Source organism: Ruegeria sp. AF8, from assembly GCF_056541825.1.
The window spans coordinates 39,705-60,063 of the sequence record NZ_JBQFYW010000003.1 but is presented as its reverse complement, the minus strand read 5'-3'; the positions used below and the strand labels follow the sequence as shown (position 1 = coordinate 60,063).

Sequence of the window (20,359 nt, the reverse complement as noted above, 5' to 3'; positions counted from 1 at the left end):
TCTCATCCCTTGTCGCCGCTACCCGCTGCCGCCGTCGCTGGAACGGCATCAACTTCGATCCCCGGATGGGCACGTTGAAGTCCCTCGGTGATCACACGGTCGCCTTCCTTCAAACCATCGCTGATTATCGCATCGGCACCTGCCACGCGGTCCAACTTGATATTTTGACGGGCGACTTTGCCGTCCTGTCCGACCGTTAAGACGAAATATCCAGACTGGTCTTTTTGCAGGGCCGTTGCGGGTATCACCAGGGATTTTGCCTGCGAAGAGTCCACAACCGCCACAAGCACCAGTTGATTGTCAAGCAACTGCCCATCCGGGTTGGGAAACTCGGCCCGGATCAGCACCGTATCAGTGCCGGTTTGAACCTGCGTGTCGACAACGGCTATCTTGCCGGTTTCCTTGTAAGCGTCACCATTTGCCAATGTGACTTGTACCGCAAGAGGCTGAGAGTCGGTTTCCAGAACACGTTTCTTGCGAAAATCAAGCAGTTCCGCTTCGGAAACCGGAAACTCGACATAGATGGGGTCGATGCTGGACAGGGACACCAGCGTTCCGCTTTCGGGTGCGACATACGCGCCGACCGAGATATTCGTCAGGCCAACGCGCCCACCAAAAGGAGCAGTGATCTTGGTATAGGACAGGTTCAGCTGAGCCGCCTGCAGGCTGCCCTTGAGTTGCAAAAGCTGCCCATCGATCTTGCCTTGATCCGCCTGAGCCTTTTGGACGATGTTCTCGGCCACATCTCCTTTGGCCAGCAGTTTTTGCTGACGGTCCAGTTCTATGTCAGCCAGTGTTTTTTCCGATTCCGCTGATTTGATCTGGCCTTGAATCTGCGTGATCTGCGCCTGGTATTCGTCAGGCTCTATCTGAATCAGCACATCCCCTTCGGCGACTTTGCCGCCATCTTTGAAGTCGATTGACTGAATGAATCCCGGAACCCTCGAGACGAGATCGACCTGACTGGTTGCCTTTACACGACCGGTAAATGATTGGGTGCTGGAAACCGATTTCAACGTCGCTCGTTCGACTGTCACTTTCGGTTTGACTTCAGGCTCCTGCTGCGCCTGTGCCAAGGCAACAGAGGTCGCGATGGCATAGCAGAAAAACCCCGTGATTGCCCGTCGGATCAGCAGCATTGTCACCATCGTGTGCTAAAAAGATTCAGTAAATCAGCGAATTACTAAAACGATATACAACGAGGTCAATTTGTCTAGGAAAAGCTGGCCGGGTTTTCCGAGGTGCAATTTCGGTTTGGTTTCAGAATTTTCGACCGTCTGAACGGGTGAAATTTCGGACCCCAAATCCATTTCCTTGCAACGGCAAACGCCCGCGGCGCTGTGTGCAACGCCCATCGCTTACATTGATCCATGTGTTGGATTTGCCGGAATACTTCAGGGGGTCTTTGCTATCGCCCGGTTTCCAGAAAAAGAACCAACCTTGCCTCGACGTGCATGAAATAGTCTTCCAATTCCATGGCTCGAAAAACAAGGTGGCCGCCATCACTGTTTGCTTCGGCAAATTTTTGGGCCTCAATTGCAAGGTCCTCCATCTTGCCGCACATGCCGATCAGTTGTCTGAGAGCGGCGATATTCGCAACGCCCGACGCGAGGATACTATCCAGGTTTTCGGCAATATTTTGTTTCGCTTCCGACAATGTCTTCATGATCAGAAACAATTCAGGGCTTAATTCCCCGTCGGTACGGCGAACCGCTATCGAAAAAGAATATGGCCGTGGTAATTGGTCCGACAATTTCAGCGCCGTATCGCATTCTAATTTTGGGCGACGAAAGAACCGGCGCCATAGGCGCCGGAAGTCCGTCAGGGAGAAACTTGTTCCACCCTATGCCTGCCTCGTCAGTCTGTCTGTGAACTTGATCACTTAAATGGTTTGCGGGCTTGATCGTGTCCGCCGGCTTCGGAATACGCGAACATCAACCAGACGAAGGGCGGCAAACAAAAAATTCCTAAAAAACAGGGTGATACGTGAAATTTTAAAAAAAGGTGTCAAATGTCAGTCTTCTGCAATTCCCATGCGATCGGGAAAGGCCTGACAGAAAAAAATTCGGGGTTATCGAGTGCCCGTATACACCGGGCCGTCATCTTCCATCTGAAAAAGCGACCTTGCAGATTGAATCGCATTTTTGATGATGTCGCGGAAATACTCGGCGCGCTTGCACTGGGCTTCGGCAAGAAGCTTGCTAATTTCAGCCTCAGACGGGGTTTTGTAGTCCATTTCGCTCATTGGTGTGCCTGTGTTTGTCATGCGGTCCGGCGAGTTTATGCGCAGGTAAATAGATCGTTTGCGTTGTCGTGATAACGATCTTTTCAAGAAGCCCGGTATGAAGGGGACGCATGGCTGGCGGCCCGGAGCTCGACGATGCCCCTGTCGCCGGCATCCTTCCATTCCATCGAATGGATCGCACCAAAAAACCCTCGGGATCAACACCTATGGCACCGGAATTTCCGTATCCCGAGCAATCCCAGAAGATGAAGGGCCGAGAAGCGCAGAGTAACCACCGTTGGTGGTGCGTGACGGGTAATTTCCCAAGCCCCGGCCTGAGGTGGTCCAAACCATTTTCGTATCAGCGAGGGTTGCTAATGCAACAGACGGGCATTTCCAGGATCATATTGCGCCGGATCGTGCCTTGTCGCACGAAAATCCTTGCCGAGGATGCGGACCTCACAATTATCGTGCATGGCAAGAGTGTCGCGCCGCACATAACCCAGGACGAGCATTTTACCTGTTCTGGCACCATAAGTGCCGGATGTGACATAACCGATTACCCTTTGGTTTCTCAGTATCGGTTCCGAGGCCAGCGGCAACGGAGAGGGCTCGAGAACTTCCAACCCGACCCACTGCCAGTCGGGCGGCTCGCCGACCTGAGCCAGTAGGGAGTCGCGGCCATGAAACACGCCTTTGTGGGGTTTGGCGAAGGCCTGCAGCCCTGCATCGAACAGCGTGTATTCGGTGCCGATGTCCGAACCCCATCCATGATATCCCTTTTCGATCCGCATAGAATTCAGCGCGTAAGAGCCGAATTGCCCGATCCCGAATGTTGCGCCTTGTGCCATCACCGCCTGATAGAGCGCAGGCAAGTCCGAACTGGCTGCGTGCAGCTCCCACCCCAATTCTCCCACATATGAGACCCGCATCGCGATCACGTCGATACCTGCAACCCGGATTTCAGCAACGGACATCCAGGGGGCAGCATCTGCAGATAAATCCGATTCGGACAGTTGCACCATCAGATCGCGCGATTTCGGACCCGTCACCATCAGGCACCCGTCCTTGTCGTGCCCCATGGAAAGAGTGACACCCTCGGCTGGCAAAACGGCATTCAGCCAGTCGAAGTCCCGCAGGCTCGCCAGAGTTGGACCGCAAAGCAGAAACCGATCATCGGCAAGCCGCGCAACGGTCGCCTCTGACCAAATGCGCCCCTTGGGCGTCAGCATGTAGCCAAGCCTGATGCGGCCCGGCAGGGGCATCGCACCGCAAAACACGCGGTCCAGATAGGCTGCGGCCTCCGGTCCTTCGACGGTGAATTTGGTGAAACCCCCGTGGTCCATAACGCCAACGGATTGGGCCACCGTCAGGCATTCGTTGCGTACCGCTTCGTGCCAGGGTTCCGCGTGAAAACTCAGATGCCCGGTATTCGGTGCTTCATCGGTTTCGAACCAGAATGCCCGCTCCCACCCGCCGATCTGGCCCATGACCGCGCCGGACTTTCTTAGATCGTCATATAGCGGCGTGCGTTGCAGCGGCCGTCCGGAGGCCATGTTCCGGTGCGGATAGGGAATGGCATATTGCAGGTCGTAGTGCTCGGATGCGCGGGCATGGGCATAGTCGGGTGTCGCCCAGTCGCCAAAGCGGCGCGGGTCCCAGGCCGCGAGATCCCATTCGGTTTCGCCCTCGGTGATCCACTCTGCCATTGCCTTGCCGATGGCGGCGGAATGGGTGATGCCGATCTGAACACCGGTGGCGTGATAAAAATTTGGCGCTCCGGCCGCTGGCCCGACAAGTGGCAAAGCGTCGGGCGCATAAGCAATCGGGCCATTGACGAAACGCTGCGCGCCGGCCTGGGCCAGCAGCGGCACATGCGCGATCGTATCTTCAAGGACGTCGAGGATATCCTCGACACTGTCGGGAAAAAGCTGATGCGCGAAATCGTCGGGCGGGCCGCTCTCGGGCCAGGCGGGCCGTCCGGCATGGGCATAGGATCCTAACAGAAAGGCGTTGCGCTCGCGCCTCAGATAGAACCGGATATCCGGGTCACGCACCAAGGGAAACAGATCGGGGTGCTCTTCGAGCGCGGTCAGGGGTTCGGTGACCAGATACTGATGCTCCAGCGTCACAACGGGCGTGCGCAGCCCGGCCATCGCTGCGACCCTGGCGCCATAGAACCCGGCGGCGTTGATCACGATTTCCGCCGAAATTGTGCCTTTGGCGGTCGATATTTCCCATTCGCCACTGGATTTGCGCGCGATACCGGTGACCGGGGAAAACCGCCGGACTTCCGCCCCCAGATCACGTGCGCCCTTGGCCAGCGCCTGTGTCAGTTGGCTGGGATCGATATCGCCTTCATAGGGGTCCATGATCCCGCCCAGAACGGTGTCATCGGGAGACCAGAACGGGTGCATCGCGTCCATCTCGGCGGGGCTCAGCCGGTGCAGATCGAACCCGGCGCTGAGGGCCACGCTTTCGATATGCCCGAACAGGTCCATGCGTTCGCACGTATGGGCGGGCCAGAACGCTCCGGTGTGGCGGTAGGTGATCGGGCAGTCCACCTTGTCGGCCAGATCCTTGTAGAACCGCCAGCCATAGTTTCCGGCGCGCATTCCCAGCCATGAGGTCGCATATGTCGGGATGTTGCCTGCCGCGTGCCAAGTTGACCCACTGGTCAGTTCATCCCGTTCCAACAGTACGGTGTCCGTCACCCCTGCCAAAGCGAGGTGGTAAAGGATCGAACAACCGACGGCACCGCCGCCAATGACAACGACGCGTTTGTGAGAGGTCATGGAATATCCTTGGCTAGCTGGATGTCGAATGCCGCACGAATTGCCGCCTCGCGGTCTTTCGGCAGATGCGTGGGAGGTTCGGCTGTTAACTCCGACACTCTGGCCCGTGCGCGGTCCAGCAATGCCGGGCTACCCGCATCCAGCCAATCCTGAACACTTTGCCTGTCTGCCAGCACGGGGTAGACATATTCGCTTTTCATCCGCGCCAGTGTCTGTGCCTCACCCAGATAGTGACCCGGCCCGCAGGCGACCGTTTCGATTACCTCCAGATCCAGCGCATCGTCGGCAAATTCGATCCCGCGCACGGATCGCAGGATTGCCCCGCACATGTCATCGTCTATGACCAGCGCTTCGGGCGAGGCGACCATAAGCGAGCCCAGCATACCAACGCTCAGATTGATCATGTCGGCCCCCGCCTGCGCGGCCAGAGCCACGGTATAGCCTTTTTCATATCCGGCCTGTGCATCCGGCACTTTTGAATCAGTCATTCCGGCGGACACGGTTGCGGGAACTCCAAGATTCAACAGCAACTGCGCGGCGGCCGCGTTGGCCACGGCGGCCTCGCCACTGCCGCCGGTCATTGCCCCGGTGCGCAGATCGCTGATGAACGGCATGAAGGCAAGAATGGTGGGAAATCCGGGATGCAGCACGTTGGCGATGATCAGCCCGGCCAGGGCCTCGGCAAGCCCCTGCGCCAATGCTCCGGCCAGCGTCACCGGGCTAGTCGCGCCGGCTTGGGCCGCTGTGCAGACTTGCAGCGGCATTCCGGCGCCAATTGCGGCCTTCATGGTTTCAAGACCTTCCGGCGCGAATCTCAGGGGCGAGACTGCGTGCACGATGACTCCCATGCAAAACGGCTGGCGTCGGAATGCGTCTTCCTGCCCCAACGCAATATCGAACATCCTAGCCACGCGGGCGACATGATCTGCATTGTCGAAACTCACTCCGATGGGTTTGGGGCAGGCCCTAAGACAGGCAAAGGCGGTATTTGCGTCAAGCGCCCAGGGTGTCTGCATATCCCGGGCAACGATAGGGCGGATGCCGTAGTGGATGTTTTCCGCGTGCCCGACAATCTGCATGAGCCGATAGAGATCCGTTAGATGCGCCTGTCGAAATCCACCCTCATTGTCGGGCACGTCAACTGCCGCGCCGCCTGTGCCTATGTGGACATGCCCGCCACCGATGGTCAGGCCGAAATCTTCCACAAATCCGGGGATGTTCACCCGGCGCGCTGATTGTGTGATGGTGTTTTCCACCAGAGTCTCAGGAAAGCATAAACGACCGTCGCCGCGCCGTGTCGCTCCGGCAGAGATGGCGAATTCAGCGATATCAGAAGGGCAATCGGCCATACCGATTTTTGCCAGGATCGTGAGCGCGGCCTCTGTGATCTGGTTGACCTGCCGGGGCCCAAGCGGCTGAAAGCGGCCGCCCTGCGGCGGTGGCGTTACCCGATTACCGCGTGGTTCCTGAAAAACCCGTGCCCGCCTAACCAATGCCCGCTCCGATCATTCGTTGTCCAATCAGGGAAAGTGGTGCGTGGATCGGTTGCTTTAGAAAAAACGACGCCTTGAGGTCGTTTTTTGTTGGTCTGCGTGGAGTGCGGTAGAATTTACTTGGCTGAAACCAAAGGAGAACCGTCAGCCATGCATGTCTTCAGAAGCATGATCCTTGAAGCTCCGATCGACCCGGTCTGGTCCACGGTCCGGGCATTTGATGGTGTTTCAAACTGGAATCCAGCGGTTTTGAATGCCCGGATGGAAATGGGGTCCGCCACCTCACCCGGAGGCATTCGTCATCTCGATATTGTGGATGGAACGGTGTTTCGCGAGACGCTGCTGGAGCTTTCGGATCTGGACCGGTTCTACACCTACGACATCCTTGAAAGCCCATTGCCCGTGCGGAACTATGTCTCGACGCATCGCTTTATGGCGATCACGCACACAAACCAGACACTCGGTATATGGGAAAGCCGGTTTGACTGTGCCGCGGAGCAGGAAACCGAACTGTCCGCCATCGTGGGCGACCAGATATATATCGGCGGCATGACCGGGTTGAACGAATACCTGAAAGGACAGAGACATGAGTGACACGCTTGCGCCCCGCGCCGTCATCGGCGTCATGACGCCCGCGATGAATACGGTCGTCCAGCCCGAACTTGAACTGCTGCGCCCATCCGGCGTGACCAATCAGATGCAACGATTTCGACTGGGTGGTGACAATATCTCGGGCGATTTGGACGAAGAGGCGAGAAAGCTGATGGATTGCAATCCGGCCGCCTTGTGCATCGGACTGACCACCGACGCCGGCCTTGGCGGCGTTGAGAAGCTGACCCGCCGCTGCGCCGAACTGGAAGATGAGGTTGGAGTGCCGGTATTGAACGCTTCGACTGCGGATTACGCTGCATTGCGGGCGCTTGGGGCCGAAAAGGTGGCTGTTGTGACGCCCTTCAGTCCCGAAGTCGACCAGAACGTGAAGGCAAATACAGAGGCGGCCGGATTTGACGTTGCCGCGATTGCGGGGACTTGCGCGCCATCCTTACCGGAAATCTGCGCGACATCGTTGGATGTTATTCGCACTGTGTTCCGCCAGGTCGCAGAATCGGATTGCGACGCCATCCTTCAGGTCGGAACCGCTTTGCCCGTGGTGTCACTGATAGCAGAGCTTGAGGCCGAACTCGGGAAACCGATTGTCGCCTGTAATGCTGCTGTCTATTGGCAAACGCTGCGAAAAACCGGCATCAACGATCCGGTCGAAGGCTACGGTTCGCTTTTGTCCGGTTGAGCGGGTCCGGCAATATCCGGCTCCGATCCCGGGGGTCATGTCCGATTGGAGCATTTGACGCGGGCGTTACGCCACCATTCGGGTTAGGTTTGGCCGATCCGAAATCCGCGATGATCGCAGGTCGGGATGACCATGCCGGCGCAAAGCTGCGCTTATCTGTGCCTGAAAAACAAAACCCAGACAGAGCAGGCGAGAACAACCAATCCCGCCCCTGTAACGAGGGAAACGGCTGCCATAAAGAGGCGCGGGCGTTTATCCCGCTCGATCACGTCGAACTGAAACCTGATCCTGCCGGTGGCAATGGCATCTGCTGCCATCGACAGGGCGAATGTTCCCAACGATGCGGTGCTTAACCCGCCCCAAAGGTTTTTCGACGCCTCTGACTCGCTGGCGCCCAGCAACAGGCCGAAGAGGACAAAGGACACGCCCGACAGAATCATCAGCCGGTTTGCGGTCATTTGTACCTCCGTCCTTGGACCAGATCAGAAATCTATGCCTCTTTGTGCCTTGATACCCGCCTCGAACGGATGTTTTTCAACGGTCATTTCGGTGACCAGATCGGCATAGTCCCTGAGCGCCTGCGGGGCGTCGCGGCCGGTCAGGAATACGCTGGTTTTCTTCGAGCGCGCCTCCAGCCCTTCGATGACAGCGTCGACGGTCAGGTATTCATAGCGCAGTGCGATGTTGATCTCATCCAGCACCACCAGATCGTATTCGCCGCTGGCCATCAGTTCGCGCGCCTTGCCGAACGCTGCCGTCGCCGCCGCGATGTCGCGGTCGCGGTCCTGGGTGTCCCAGGTGAAGCCCTCGCCCATCGTGTGCCATGTCACCAGCCCATGCTCTTCGAAAAAGCGGCGCTCGCCGGTTTTCCACTTGCCCTTGATGAATTGCACGACGGCGACCTTTTTTCCCCACCCCAGGGCGCGGATGACCACGCCGAATGCGGCCGAGGATTTACCCTTGCCCTTGCCAGTGTTGATCAGCACCAGCCCGCGATCGGGGTCGACCGCTTCGGACACTTTCTTGCGGTGCTGGGCCTGCACCTGCTGCATCTTTTCCTTATGGTTCTGTGCGTCGCTCATGGAGAATCCTCGTATCCTGTTGCGGCCCAACCTAGGGGTTGTGGCCGAAAGGTAAAGCTCAGGCTTTGGGGTCGGTGGCCGAGCGCGCCTTGCCGCGCTCCAGTCCAAGCTGGTGCTCGCGCCAGATCACCACGACGTTGCCCGCGATGACAAGCGCCGCACCCGCCAGCATGATCCCGGTCGGCAGCTCATCGAACCAGATATAGCCGATGACGATGGCAAACAGCATCGTGGTGTAGTCGTATGGCGCCAGCATCGAAGCCTGTCCGAACCGATAGGATGAGGTTACCAGTATCTGCGCCACGCCGCCGACCAGTCCCAGCATGATCAATGTCGCCGCCTGACCTGCCGTCGGCATTGTCCAGCCCCAGAAAGCGGTCAGTGCTGACAGCACGGTTGCGGTGGCGGAAAAATAGAACACGATGGCCGCAGGGTGATCCACCTGCACCAATTGCCGGATGTGGATCTGTACAAAAGCGCGGGCAACGGTGGCGCCGAGAACGCAAAGCGCCCCGATGGTTGCTGCGCTGTCCAGCGCGCCACCCCCGAGACGCGGCCACAGCATGATGAGAACACCCAGCAGTCCCAACGCCACGGCGCCGATGCGAATCAACCGGATATGTTCGCCCAGCATCAGAGCGGCGAGAATCAGGGTGAAAATGGGGGTGGCATATCCGATTGCCGTCACTTCGGGCAGCGGGAGCAGGCCAAGACCGGTAAAAGTCAGGCCCATCGCCGAGGTTCCAAGAACCCCGCGCCAGAAATGCCCCATCGGCCTTTTGACAACGAACCCTTTTTGCAATTCTCCACGCGATATCAGCCAGATGACGATGACCGGAATGGCAAAGAACGAGCGGAAGAACACCATCTCGCCCGGAGGGAAGTCATCCGAAAGCGCCTTGACCAGCGCCGACATCGCGGTGAACAGGACCAGCGCGCTGAGCTTGAGCGTCACGGCCAGAACCGGTCGATGCGATGTTAATGACGTTGCCATGCGCGCGACCCTGCGCCCGCGCGGCGAAAAGATCAACGCGCATATCCGCGGTTTCAGGCAGCGGTCCAGTCGGATGGCAGGGTGCAGCCGATTTCTTCGGCAAATGCGTCGAGGAATTGCAGCATCCGTGCAACCCGGTCCCGTGCGATTTTCTGGCCGCCCGGCGTCAGCATGTCCGATGGCAGGCTCAGCAGTTTGACCTTCCAATGGTCGACCGAATACCGCAGGTCATCGAGCGGTCGGTTTTCGGCAAAGGGATCGGCGGGATCGTACAGCGCGCGGCCCAGTGAGCCAGCAACGGAAAAGTTCCGCGCGATCCCGATGGCGCCCAGCGCATCTAGCCGGTCGGCATCGCGCAGGATGCGCGCCTCGGGTGATTCCGGGGTGATACCGGCGGAAAAGCTGTGGGCCGCGATGGCATGCCGCACGGCATCAATTTCCGGCTCGGAGAATCCCAGACCCGCCAAAATCGGAGCGGCGGCGTCGGCGGAGCGGCGCGAGGCATGTTGTCGGTCGGGAGCGTTCTTGGGTAAATTGACCAGATCGTGCAGATAACTTGCGGCCAGCAGGATGCGCTGGTTCGTCTGTGCATCCGCGATGGCGCTGGCATTGACCCAGACCCGGTCGAGATGCGCCAGATCATGCGCCGGATCCGCCGTCATCAGATCGCGCGCAATGTCCCGCAGCCGGGTGCGAAGCTCAGCCAATGTGGCCACGGTTCTCACCGATCTGGCCGCGATGCAGCAGCAGGTGGTCGAGGATCACGCAGGCCATCATCGCTTCGCCCACCGGCACGGCGCGGATGCCGACGCAGGGGTCGTGACGGCCCTTGGTGATGATCTCGGTCTCTTGCCCGGATTTGGTGATGGTTTTGCGGGTTTTCAGGATCGACGAGGTTGGCTTGACGGCAAAGCGCACGACGACATCCTGCCCTGTCGAGATGCCACCGAGAATACCGCCCGAATGGTTCGAGCTGTATTGCGGGCCGTTCTGGCCCATGAAAATCTCGTCCGCATTGGCTTCACCGGTCAGTTCGGCTGCGGCCATGCCTTCGCCGATCTCGACACCTTTGACGGCGTTGATCGACATCATCGCTGCGGCCAGATCAGTGTCTAACTTGGCATAAACCGGTGCGCCCAGCCCGGCGGGAACGCCGCGGGCCACGACCTCGACCACCGCGCCGACCGAGTTCCCGGACTTGCGCAGGTCGTCCAGATATGCGGCCCAGTCCTCGGCGGCCTGTGCGTCGGGTGTCCAGAACGGGTTCTGTTCGATCTGCGACCAGTCGAAATTGCCGCGGTCGATCTTGTGCGGCCCGATCTGGGTCATGTAGCCCCTGATCTGCACATTTGGAGCGATCTGTTTGATCGCCTCACGCGCCAAACCGCCTGCCGCCACGCGCGATGCTGTTTCACGGGCCGAACTACGCCCGCCGCCGCGATAGTCGCGGATGCCGTACTTCTGCCAGTAGGTGATGTCGGCGTGGCCCGGGCGGAACTTGTCCATTATGTCACCGTAGTCTTTCGACCGTTGATCGGTGTTTTCGATCATCAGCTGCACCGGCGTGCCGGTGGTTTGGCCTTCGAAAACGCCGGACAGAATCTTCACCGCATCGGGTTCACGTCGCTGGGTGGTGAACTTGTTCTGACCCGGTTTGCGCCTGTCCAGCCACTGTTGAATCATGCTCTCGTCGATTGTAACGCCCGGAGGGCAGCCGTCGACCGTAGCACCCAGCGCGGGCCCATGGCTTTCGCCCCAAGTGGTGACGCGGAAAAGGTGTCCAAAGCTGTTCATCGACATGGGGCGTGCTCCTTTGCGCGTCGTGATTAGCGGGCAAGTCCCGCAGCCTCAAGCGAATTTGCGGTTGGGGCGTTTTGACCCCAACCTTAGTCACGTCACGCAGCCGATGCCAATCCGGCGCGGGCTTGTGTGATCTTGAGCGCGGCTTGTGCGGCCTCGCGACCTTTTTCAACGAAATGCTCGCGGTAGATGGCGTTGTGGTGGTCAGTTTCCTGATATTGGTGCGGGGTCAGCGAGATCGACAGGACAGGAACGTCTGTGTCCAGCCCGGCGCGCATCAGACCGTCGACCACCGCTTGTGCCACGAAATCGTGCCGATAGATGCCCCCATCCACCACAAAAGCGGCACAGGCGACGGCGGCGTATTTGCCGGTTTGGGCCAGATCGCGCGCCAGCAGAGGCAATTCGAACGCGCCGGGAACGTCGAAGACATCGACTTGCTCGGCTGGGATGAGTTCCAGAAACCCATCAAGCGCTCGGTCAACGATATCTGAATGCCAGTTTGCTTTGACGAAGGCATAGCGGGTGTGTGTCATCATGATCTCCTTTCGCAACAGACACGTCACCCAAGGCGATCACGAGCAGACACGCCGTATTCACGGCGCGCTGCACGTTCTCTTTCATCCGGACTGTAACCGTCGGCTCTGGCCTCTCACCAGATCTGCTGACACTTTCGTTGCCGAAAGCCGCTCGCGGGCTTACGGAGCCGTGCCCCGCATACCGCCGGTGGGGAATTTCGCCCCGCCCTGAGAACGAGAGGAACTTGCCAAGGGCAAGCCCGGGCTGCAAGACATTTCACCAAAGCATGGGGATGACTATTCTGCGGTAAACGTTGCCAGATAGGCGGCGATGTCACCCGCACCTTTCTTGAGTTTGACACTCATGTTCGGTCGGGCAGTTTCGTCGTTCAGGAATTCCTGAATAAAACCGATGGGATCGGCCGCATAGGCGGTGATGTTCTCCTCGGTCCAGACAAGACCTTCGTTGCCGGCGCGGATCATGTCATCGGTGAACATGCCGATGGGCAGGCGTTCGCTGCCATTGAGATAGTCGTACTCGGTTCCGGCCACGCGGCCGAGAACACCATAGAGGTTCGGGCCGGTTATCCCGCCTTTGACCAGAACTTCGCCGTCCTTGATGATCGCGTGACAAGAGGAACAGCGGTTATATAGTTTCTTACCCTCTTCGGGATCTCCGGCGGCAATGGCCGGTGCCGATGCGGCGGCAGTCAGAATCAGGGTCGCCAGAGTGGTCTTGATCACGCCTAGTCTCCATCCTGTATATGCGTTCAACGCGCCATAACGCGGTTCTCGTATTAGGTGCAATGGGGAGAAAGTGGCAATTTCATGACATTTAATACCCATATAAAATGGATGTTTATGTGGTGACAACACAACCCAGAGAAGATTCATTAAATTTCAATCCACTGAGAGTCACAAGCTGGCGGTTGAGATCAAAATGGAGGTTTTGCATTGAGCTCCATGGCCGCTCGCGTCGCCTTGCGTTGAGGGAGGATATGCGAATCGCCTGTGCAGTGGTCTTTTTGTTTTCCGACCGGTTGCGCGCGAAATTTCATGATTCTCAAGCCCGGGATCTTGAATTTTGTGTCCGCATTGCGACATGAAAGGGCAGATGCGGGGTCCTGCGCGCCTATGACCGCTGGACGAACCGTTTACTCCCGGATAGATACGCGCGATGAGACGCCGCTTTGATGCGGTGCTGATGCATGTTTGCCCGCCCGCCGGGCGTTGGAATTCGGAGAAAACCTCGTGTCCCACGCAGAAGACCACGAAGGCACCCGCAGAGATTTCCTCTACTACGCCACGGCTGGCGCAGGTGCTGTAACCGCAGGGGCTGCCGTCTGGCCGCTCGTCAATCAGATGAACCCGTCAGCCGACGTTCAGGCGCTGTCCTCGATCCGCGTGGATGTGGGTGGCGTCGCGGAAGGTACCCAGCTTACCGTCAAATGGCTGGGCAAGCCGGTCTTCATCCGCCGCCGGGCACCCGCGGAAATCGAAGAGGCCCGCGCGGTTGACCTGTCGGAACTGCCTGACAACGACGACCGTAACGCCAACAAACCTGGCCTGGACGCCGCGGACGAAAACCGTTCGCTGGACGAGGATGGCGAATGGTTGGTGATGATCGGCGTCTGCACGCACCTGGGTTGCGTGCCGCTGGGCGATGGTGCCGGCGACTATCACGGCTGGTTCTGCCCCTGCCATGGGTCGCACTACGATACTTCCGGCCGTATCCGCAAAGGACCCGCGCCCGAGAACCTTGCGGTTCCGGTTGCCGAGTTCGTCGAACCGACCGTTATCAAGCTGGGATAAGGAAACGCGCTCATGTCCGGAATTCCGCACGACCATTACGAACCGAAGACAGGCGCGGAAAAGTGGCTGCACAGCCGCCTGCCCATCGTCGGTTTGCTTTATGACACCATCATGATCCCCACACCGAAGAACCTGAACTGGTGGTGGATCTGGGGCATCGTTCTGGCGTTCTGCCTGGCGCTGCAGATCGTCACCGGCATCGTTCTGGTGATGCATTACACCCCGCAGGTCGATCTGGCCTTTGCCAGCATCGAGCATATCATGCGTAACGTGAACGGCGGCCATATGTTGCGCTACCTGCACATGAACGGCGCTTCGCTGTTCTTTGTGGCGGTATACATCCACATCTTCCGCGGCCTGTTCTATGGGTCATACAAGGCCCCGCGCGAGATCACGTGGATCATCGGCATGCTGATCTATCTGTGCATGATGGGCACCGCTTTCATGGGCTACGTTCTGCCCTGGGGTCAGATGTCATTCTGGGGCGCGACCGTGATCACCGGCCTGTTTGGTGCAATCCCGTTTATCGGCGAAAGCATTCAGACCTGGCTGCTGGGTGGACCTGCCGTGGACAACGCCACGCTGAACCGCTTCTTCTCGCTGCACTACCTGCTGCCGTTCGTCATTGCGGCGCTGGTTGTCGTGCATATCTGGGCCTTCCACACCACCGGCAACAACAACCCCACCGGTGTTGATGTCCGCAAGGGTTCGAAAGCCGAGGCCGAGAAGGACACGCTGCCGTTCTGGCCCTATTTCGTGATCAAGGACTTCTTTGCCCTGGCGGTTGTCCTGGCTGTCTTCTGGGCCATTGTCGGATTCATGCCGAACTATCTGGGCCACCCGGACAACTACATCGAAGCGAACCCGCTGGTCACGCCTGCGCATATCGTGCCTGAATGGTACTTCCTGCCGTTCTACGCCATCCTGCGCGCTTTCACCGGCGAGGTCTGGGTTGTTCAGTTCGCCAGCTTCATCACCGGAGGCATCATCGACGCCAAGTTCTTTGGTGTGATGGCGATGTTCGGCGCAATCCTGGCCATGGCTCTGGCACCCTGGCTGGACACTTCGACCGTGCGTTCGGGCAAGTACCGCCCGATGTTCAAATGGTGGTTCTACCTGCTGATCATCGACTTCATGGCCCTGATGTGGCTGGGCGCGATGCCCGCGGAAGAGCCTTATGCGACCTTCTCGCTGATCGCGTCGGCCTACTGGTTCGCCTATTTCTTCGTGATCCTGCCGATCCTGGGTGTCATCGAAAAGCCCGAGGCACAGCCGGAAACCATCGAAGAAGACTTCAACGCGCATTATGGCAAGGCTGACGCCGACGCCGCGCCCGCCGAGTAAGAAGAGGGACAGAAAACCATGTTCAAGAAACTTGCAATCGGCGCCGCTGTAGCCCTGGCACTTGTTCCTGCCGCATCTTTCGCGGCAGGCGGTGGCGAACAGCACATCGAGGACTTCCAGTTCTCGTTCGAAGGCCCCTTCGGCACCTATGATCAAAATCAGCTGCAACGCGGCCTGCAGATCTATACCGAGGTCTGCGCAGCCTGCCATGGCCTGCAATATGTTCCCCTGCGGACCCTGGCCGACGACGGCGGTGTGGGGTTCACGATGGATCAGGTGCGTGCCTATGCGGCTCAGAACTTCACGGTCTACGACCCGGAGCTGGACGAAGACGTCCCCGCAAAGCCGGTTGACCATTTTCCGGCCAACACCGCAGCTGGCGCACCGGACCTGAGCCTGATGGCAAAGGCACGCGCGGGATTCCACGGCCCATATGGTTTGGGCATCAACCAGTTTTTCAAGGGCATGGGCGGCGCGGAATACATCGCCTCGCTGCTGCACGGTTATACTGGTGAGGAAAAGGAAGAGGCCGGCACCATCCTCTATGAAAACACCGCCTTCCCCGGCGGCTGGATTTCGATGGCACCGCCGCTGTTCGACGAGCAGGTCGAGTTTGCCGACGGTCACGAAAACACCGTCGAGGCCATGTCGCAGGATGTTGCCGCATTCCTGATGTGGACGGCAGAGCCCAAGATGATGGCCCGCAAGCAGGCCGGATTTGTCGGGGTCATCTTCCTGACCATCCTGTCGGTGCTGCTTTACCTCACCAACAAGCGCCTGTGGGCGCCGGTGAAGGGCAAGAAGCACAGCTGAACTTTTGCCTGACTGAATTCGGAAAGCCCTGTGCGCTGCACGGGGCTTTTTTTGTGAAAAGTAGAAAATGAAATTTGGTGCCAGGTGACGCGGCACGAAAATCGTGCTGTTTGGAGAAGCAAGTAGCTCCCAGGTTTCGGGGCTGATCATAAGACCGCTGCGCGTCTCATCGAGAGAAACGCAGAGAAGGTCCTACTATGTCCGACAAAATTAAACGAATTCGTGCGCCCAAAATGAAGCATCAAAATGGTCGTTGCTACTGCTGTGGGTTTTTGATGTGGACCGGAAGCTCATCCACACTCTCAAAGGCGACAGGAATTAACGTCGGCAGACTTGGGCGATTGCAATGCATTGCGGAGCACCTTGTACCGCGCTCGGAAAAAGAAGTGACAGTGCCGAAAACACTGTGGCGGCCTGTGTTTTTTGCGATCGACCCGACACCCGGCGGTAACTATTCTTCATCTCGACGCATACCGCCAAAAGGTCAGACGCAGGCTGTCGGCAGGGAAGTGGCACCCGAAAACCTAATGGAGTGCTTCGCCTACATAGGGCGCTGTTTCAAACCAAGATCAAGAGATCAACCGCCACAAGCTTGTAGCCGAGCTCTCTTAGCGCCAGTGATCGTTGCTGAAACAATACTTCCTTCGACCTGCGGTTCGGCAAAGTTCACCTCGGTAAACTGCTCGGTCCGGCCCATATACGGGTTTTCCATCAGAATGCGGTGGGTCTTGCCGATCTGCGCTTGCAGGTGCCGCTCGACCTGAGCATCGCCCGCCGCGCGCAGGCGGGCGGCGCGGTCCTTGATGACCTTGCCATTGATCTGCTGGGGAATGCGTGCCGCGGGCGTGCCATCGCGTTTGGAATAGGGAAAGACATGCAGCCAAGTCAGATCGCACTCGGCTACCAATTTCAACGAGTTCTCGAAATGCGCCTCGGTCTCGGTCGGAAAGCCCGCGATGATGTCCGCGCCAAAGGTCATCTCGGGGCGCAGCCTGCGCGCCTCTTCGGCAAAGCGGATGGCGTCGTCGCGCAGGTGGCGGCGTTTCATGCGTTTCAGGATCAGGTCGTCGCCATGCTGCAAGCTGAGGTGCAGATGCGGCATCAGGCGCGGCTCGGTCGCGATTGCCTGCATCACGTTCTCATCCACCTCGATCGAATCGATCGAACTGATGCGCAGACGCGGCAGGTCCGGCACCAGTTTCAGGATGCGCATCACAAGATCGCCCAGTTTCGGTTCCGCGGGTAGGTCCGCGCCCCATGAGGTCAGGTCGACTCCGGTCAGAACGACTTCGTTATAGCCGCGATCCACCAGCCGCTTGATCTGATCCACCACCACGCCCGCAGGGACGCTGCGCGAGTTGCCGCGGCCATAGGGAATGATGCAGAAGGTGCAGCGGTGGTCGCAGCCGTTCTGGACCTGCACATAGGCGCGCGAGCGGGTGCCGAAGCCGTCGATCAGGTGACCGGCCGTTTCGGTGACCGACATGATATCGTCGACCTGCACCGCCTCGGTCTGACCGATGAAGTTGGCGGCCATGCCGGTCCAGGTCTCGGGCTGCATCTTTTCAGTGTTGCCGATGACCGCGTCGACCTCATCCATGGCAGCAAAGGTCTGGGGTTCCGTCTGCGCGGCGCAGCCGGTCACGATCAACCGCGCATTGGGATTTTCCCGGCGTAGCTTACGGATCTCCTGCCGTGCCTTGCGAACCGCCTCGGAGGTCACGGCGCAGGTGTTCACGATCACCGCGTCGGTCAGGCCCGCCTGTTGCGAAAGTTCCTTCATCGCTTCGGTCTCATAGGCGTTCAGGCGGCAGCCCAGCGTGGTGAACTTGGGGGCGCTCATCCCAGAGACTCCAAAAACTCGGGAGTCAGCGCTCCAGAAAACACATGACAGGTCGGACCCGTCATCCAGACACCATCATCCCGCCAGTCGATCCAAAGCGTCCCGCCATCCAGGTCGACTTGCACCTTGCGCCCTGTCAGGCCCCGGCGCGCGGCCGCAACGGCAGTGGCACAGGAAGAAGACCCCGAAGCCAGAGTGATGCCTACGCCACGTTCCCAGACCCTCATTCGAATGTGATCCGTTCCCACAATCTGCGCGATCTGGACGTTGGTGCGTTCGGGATACAGGGGATGATATTCGTAACGCGCGCCGAACTCGGACAGGGGAATCGCTTCGGCATCGTCGACGAAAAAAGTGCAATGCGGATTGCCCATACCTGTCGCCGTCGGCGCGCCTTCGATAGGGAGTTCAAGAGTGTCGACCTCTTCGGACAGGGGAATCTCATGCCAATTCAGTTGTGGCGAACCCATGTTCACCGAGGTCAGTCCACCGCCTGCGTCCGCAGCCACCAGTGTACCGCGTTCCGTTGTGAGAATGAGATCGGACTTTCCTGTTTCGTCCATCAAAAATCGCGCAATGCAGCGCGTGGCATTGCCGCAAGCCGCCGAGGTCGATCCATCTGCGTTCAAAAAGACCAGATGCGCGTCTGCCGCCCCGTTCCGGATCACTGCCAGCTGGTCGTACCCGACACCAAACTGGCGGTGGGCGATTGCCCGGGCAAGCGCCGGTGAAACCACGATATCTTGCAACCGCGCATCGACAATCACAAAGTCATTGCCAAGCCCATGCATCTTCATAAAGGGCAGAGAGTTTTCGGTACGATGCTGCATGGCGGGCATATAGCGTCGTCATGTCGATGAATCCAGCGTATCGTGCAATTTCATCAAAAAAGGGGTTGACCGCCATTCCCGGTCTCCCTAATTAGGCCGCCTATCGGGTCGCGGAATTCAGTGATTTCAACAGCGACGCGCGGTGCAAAATAAGGTCTTGAACCCTACTGGGAAAATGTCTTAGAGAGCGCTACGGATCGCATGATCCAAAAAAGTGGGCCGTTAGCTCAGTTGGTAGAGCAACTGACTTTTAATCAGTGGGTCGCAGGTTCGAATCCTGCACGGCTCACCACTTTTTGAAATGTTTTCAGACGCTTACGGCGCGGGCAGTTTGTATGCGTTTTTACGTAGAGTCTGCCGGACGCAATACGGAAGCAACGCGTAAGTAAATCTGCGCGAATTTTGCGTGATGCGGCGTAGCAACATAATCATTCCGGCGCGGCGAAAGCGACGTCGGCGAAAGTGACCTTAAGTGGCGTCGATCATGACGGTGGTCTGTTCGCCATGGCCAGCAGCCAAACCAACCATCATCTGCGCAAAGATGCCCTTATCGCTCTAGCGCTTCCAACGGTTGTACAGCGTCTTGTGCGGACCGTATTCCTTGGGCGCATCACGTCAACGTAAGCCATTGCGATTGATGAAGATAATCCCAATAAGAACACGTCGATCATCGACACGAGGCTTGCCATGGGACTTTGGAAAGAAGGGCGCAAGACGCGCCATCTGCGCGTCGCTCAACCAGAAATGATCAGACATGTTCACCGCTCGTTTTTGAGCCGAGAATCATGCCGCCAGATAGAAATCAATGGGTCCTGACGCTAACAATCAAGCTGGACCACTTAGGCGGGGCCGACCACCATGTCGTGGCACAGGGCTTCCGAGGAGGAGTTCCGAATTCGCAACCGGTCTACAGAAAGAATGTGATTTACTGCTGTGTCCAGATTGACCATGGTCTCTGTGTGTCAGTTCCACCACCAACAGACGATCAAGCCTCATTAAAGAGCAGTGTTCGAATTCCATGATGCCGCTTGCACTGGCGCCAGCAGCTCTGAACGCCTTACGCGCCTGATCAGGGATCAGAGAATTCCATCGGTTCATAGGTGGATTGACCGTCATCCGAAACCGTCACCTTGTACGGTATGCCCATGCCGTTCCGCACAACGAAAAACACGACATTTCCGTCCTGTACGCTTGGGGGCGTGATTTCAGAGAAATTGGGAACGCCATAGCTGCGCAACCGGATCTCTCCGCCGCCGATGGGTTCGTCGGGATCTTCTGCTTCGAATTGGGTCATGTAATCGTCGCGGAATTCCTCGGGCGACAGGATAACCGAGTAGTCAAAACCTTTTTCAAGGTGATTCAGCAATTCGGCATACCCTTCCACGAGTTCAGGAGTGGCAAGGCCAGGCAACAACCTGTTGAGATCCTGGGCGGTCGAAACTTCGGTTTCGCCGACGATGACGACGGCGTCGCCAGTATTATTCACGTCCATGTGGACGGGGGGCAAATCATCCGGCATTTGC

20 protein-coding genes, 1 tRNA gene, 1 pseudogene and 1 riboswitch are annotated in these 20,359 nt (G+C 58.3%); of the genes and pseudogenes, 6 read left to right on the top strand and 16 right to left on the bottom strand.

Annotation, left to right across the window (positions count from 1 at the left end):
* Window positions 1-2: 2 nt before the first annotated feature.
* From ACR0AO_RS07550 to ACR0AO_RS07530, 5 genes are all read right to left on the bottom strand, one after another.
* A complete protein-coding gene (locus ACR0AO_RS07550) occupies window positions 3-1,139 on the bottom strand; it encodes an efflux RND transporter periplasmic adaptor subunit (RefSeq protein WP_480601928.1) in 1,137 nt (378 codons plus the stop codon).
* Between the two features lie 269 nt (window positions 1,140-1,408).
* The gene (locus ACR0AO_RS07545) at window positions 1,409-1,666 is read right to left on the bottom strand and encodes a hypothetical protein (protein ID WP_480601925.1); all 258 of its coding nucleotides are present in this window, start codon (window positions 1,664-1,666) and stop codon (window positions 1,409-1,411) included.
* 405 nt (window positions 1,667-2,071) lie between these two features.
* Complete coding sequence (locus ACR0AO_RS07540) at window positions 2,072-2,245, bottom strand: hypothetical protein (protein WP_480601923.1); 174 nt, start codon at window positions 2,243-2,245, stop codon at window positions 2,072-2,074.
* A 353-nt stretch (window positions 2,246-2,598) separates the two neighbouring features.
* Window positions 2,599-5,019 carry a GcvT family protein gene (locus ACR0AO_RS07535; protein WP_480601919.1) on the bottom strand — a complete coding sequence of 807 codons (2,421 nt, stop codon included), beginning with the start codon at window positions 5,017-5,019 and terminating at the stop codon, window positions 2,599-2,601.
* Entirely contained in the window at window positions 5,016-6,512 is a 1,497-nt protein-coding gene (locus tag ACR0AO_RS07530; protein WP_480601917.1) for a trimethylamine methyltransferase family protein, read from the bottom strand. Before ACR0AO_RS07530 ends, ACR0AO_RS07535 begins: the two co-directional genes overlap by 4 nt.
* 150 nt (window positions 6,513-6,662) lie before the next feature.
* Between ACR0AO_RS07530 and ACR0AO_RS07525 the strand changes: the two genes are divergently transcribed.
* Both ACR0AO_RS07525 and ACR0AO_RS07520 read left to right on the top strand, forming a co-directional pair.
* On the top strand, window positions 6,663-7,106 hold the full coding sequence (locus ACR0AO_RS07525) for an SRPBCC family protein (protein ID WP_480601913.1): 444 nt from the start codon (window positions 6,663-6,665) through the stop codon (window positions 7,104-7,106).
* Window positions 7,099-7,800, top strand: coding sequence for a maleate cis-trans isomerase family protein (locus ACR0AO_RS07520; protein ID WP_480601911.1), 702 nt, complete (start codon window positions 7,099-7,101; stop codon window positions 7,798-7,800). Before ACR0AO_RS07525 ends, ACR0AO_RS07520 begins: the two co-directional genes overlap by 8 nt.
* Window positions 7,801-7,952: 152 nt before the next feature.
* Here the strand turns inward: ACR0AO_RS07520 and ACR0AO_RS07515 are convergent, their stop codons facing one another.
* The 7 genes from ACR0AO_RS07515 to ACR0AO_RS07485 all read right to left on the bottom strand — a co-directional run bounded on the left by ACR0AO_RS07515 (window position 7,953) and on the right by ACR0AO_RS07485 (window position 12,938).
* Window positions 7,953-8,258: a hypothetical protein gene (locus ACR0AO_RS07515; protein ID WP_480601908.1), complete on the bottom strand. Its 306-nt coding sequence runs from the start codon at window positions 8,256-8,258 to the stop codon at window positions 7,953-7,955.
* A gap of 24 nt (window positions 8,259-8,282) precedes the next feature.
* Window positions 8,283-8,882 (bottom strand): cob(I)yrinic acid a,c-diamide adenosyltransferase, encoded by a 600-nt coding sequence (cobO, locus tag ACR0AO_RS07510; protein ID WP_480601905.1) that lies wholly within the window; start codon window positions 8,880-8,882, stop codon window positions 8,283-8,285.
* 58 nt (window positions 8,883-8,940) lie between these two features.
* Complete coding sequence (locus ACR0AO_RS07505; protein WP_480601902.1) at window positions 8,941-9,876, bottom strand: DMT family transporter; 936 nt, start codon at window positions 9,874-9,876, stop codon at window positions 8,941-8,943.
* A gap of 53 nt (window positions 9,877-9,929) precedes the next feature.
* Window positions 9,930-10,592, bottom strand: a complete 663-nt coding sequence (locus ACR0AO_RS07500) for an HD domain-containing protein (protein WP_480601898.1) — start codon at window positions 10,590-10,592, stop codon at window positions 9,930-9,932.
* Entirely contained in the window at window positions 10,576-11,676 is a 1,101-nt protein-coding gene (aroC, locus tag ACR0AO_RS07495) for a chorismate synthase (protein WP_480601896.1), read from the bottom strand. The genes ACR0AO_RS07500 and aroC overlap by 17 nt, the downstream gene beginning before the upstream one ends.
* A 95-nt stretch (window positions 11,677-11,771) precedes the next feature.
* Window positions 11,772-12,212, bottom strand: coding sequence for a 6,7-dimethyl-8-ribityllumazine synthase (locus tag ACR0AO_RS07490; protein WP_480601893.1), 441 nt, complete (start codon window positions 12,210-12,212; stop codon window positions 11,772-11,774).
* Between the two features lie 72 nt (window positions 12,213-12,284).
* Window positions 12,285-12,434: riboswitch (FMN riboswitch) on the bottom strand.
* A gap of 57 nt (window positions 12,435-12,491) precedes the next feature.
* The gene (locus tag ACR0AO_RS07485) at window positions 12,492-12,938 is read right to left on the bottom strand and encodes a c-type cytochrome (RefSeq protein WP_480601890.1); all 447 of its coding nucleotides are present in this window, start codon (window positions 12,936-12,938) and stop codon (window positions 12,492-12,494) included.
* Window positions 12,939-13,445: 507 nt separating this feature from the next.
* On the opposite strand from ACR0AO_RS07485, the gene petA reads away from it, so the two are divergent.
* The 3 genes from petA to ACR0AO_RS07470 are packed head-to-tail and all read left to right on the top strand — an operon-like array spanning window position 13,446 to window position 16,163.
* Window positions 13,446-14,006 (top strand): ubiquinol-cytochrome c reductase iron-sulfur subunit, encoded by a 561-nt coding sequence (gene petA / locus ACR0AO_RS07480; protein ID WP_480601887.1) that lies wholly within the window; start codon window positions 13,446-13,448, stop codon window positions 14,004-14,006.
* 12 nt (window positions 14,007-14,018) lie between these two features.
* On the top strand, window positions 14,019-15,350 hold the full coding sequence (petB, locus tag ACR0AO_RS07475) for a cytochrome b (protein WP_480601884.1): 1,332 nt from the start codon (window positions 14,019-14,021) through the stop codon (window positions 15,348-15,350).
* 18 nt (window positions 15,351-15,368) lie between these two features.
* Complete coding sequence (locus ACR0AO_RS07470; protein WP_480601881.1) at window positions 15,369-16,163, top strand: cytochrome c1; 795 nt, start codon at window positions 15,369-15,371, stop codon at window positions 16,161-16,163.
* Between the two features lie 577 nt (window positions 16,164-16,740).
* On the opposite strand, the gene mtaB is transcribed toward ACR0AO_RS07470, so the two are convergent.
* Window positions 16,741-18,006 (bottom strand): tRNA (N(6)-L-threonylcarbamoyladenosine(37)-C(2))-methylthiotransferase MtaB, encoded by a 1,266-nt coding sequence (gene mtaB, locus ACR0AO_RS07465; protein WP_480601878.1) that lies wholly within the window; start codon window positions 18,004-18,006, stop codon window positions 16,741-16,743.
* Window positions 18,003-18,845 carry a diaminopimelate epimerase gene (dapF, locus tag ACR0AO_RS07460; protein WP_480601876.1) on the bottom strand — a complete coding sequence of 281 codons (843 nt, stop codon included), beginning with the start codon at window positions 18,843-18,845 and terminating at the stop codon, window positions 18,003-18,005. Before dapF ends, mtaB begins: the two co-directional genes overlap by 4 nt.
* A 207-nt stretch (window positions 18,846-19,052) precedes the next feature.
* Here dapF and ACR0AO_RS07455 point away from each other — a divergent pair.
* Window positions 19,053-19,128: transfer RNA gene (locus ACR0AO_RS07455), tRNA-Lys, on the top strand.
* 179 nt (window positions 19,129-19,307) lie between these two features.
* On the opposite strand, the pseudogene ACR0AO_RS07450 reads toward ACR0AO_RS07455, so the two are convergent.
* Both ACR0AO_RS07450 and ACR0AO_RS07445 read right to left on the bottom strand, forming a co-directional pair.
* A pseudogene (locus ACR0AO_RS07450) lies at window positions 19,308-19,592 on the bottom strand (transposase); the annotation flags it as partial.
* Window positions 19,593-19,905: 313 nt separating this feature from the next.
* Window positions 19,906-20,355, bottom strand: coding sequence for a hypothetical protein (locus tag ACR0AO_RS07445; RefSeq protein WP_480601870.1), 450 nt, complete (start codon window positions 20,353-20,355; stop codon window positions 19,906-19,908).
* Window positions 20,356-20,359: the final 4 nt, after the last annotated feature.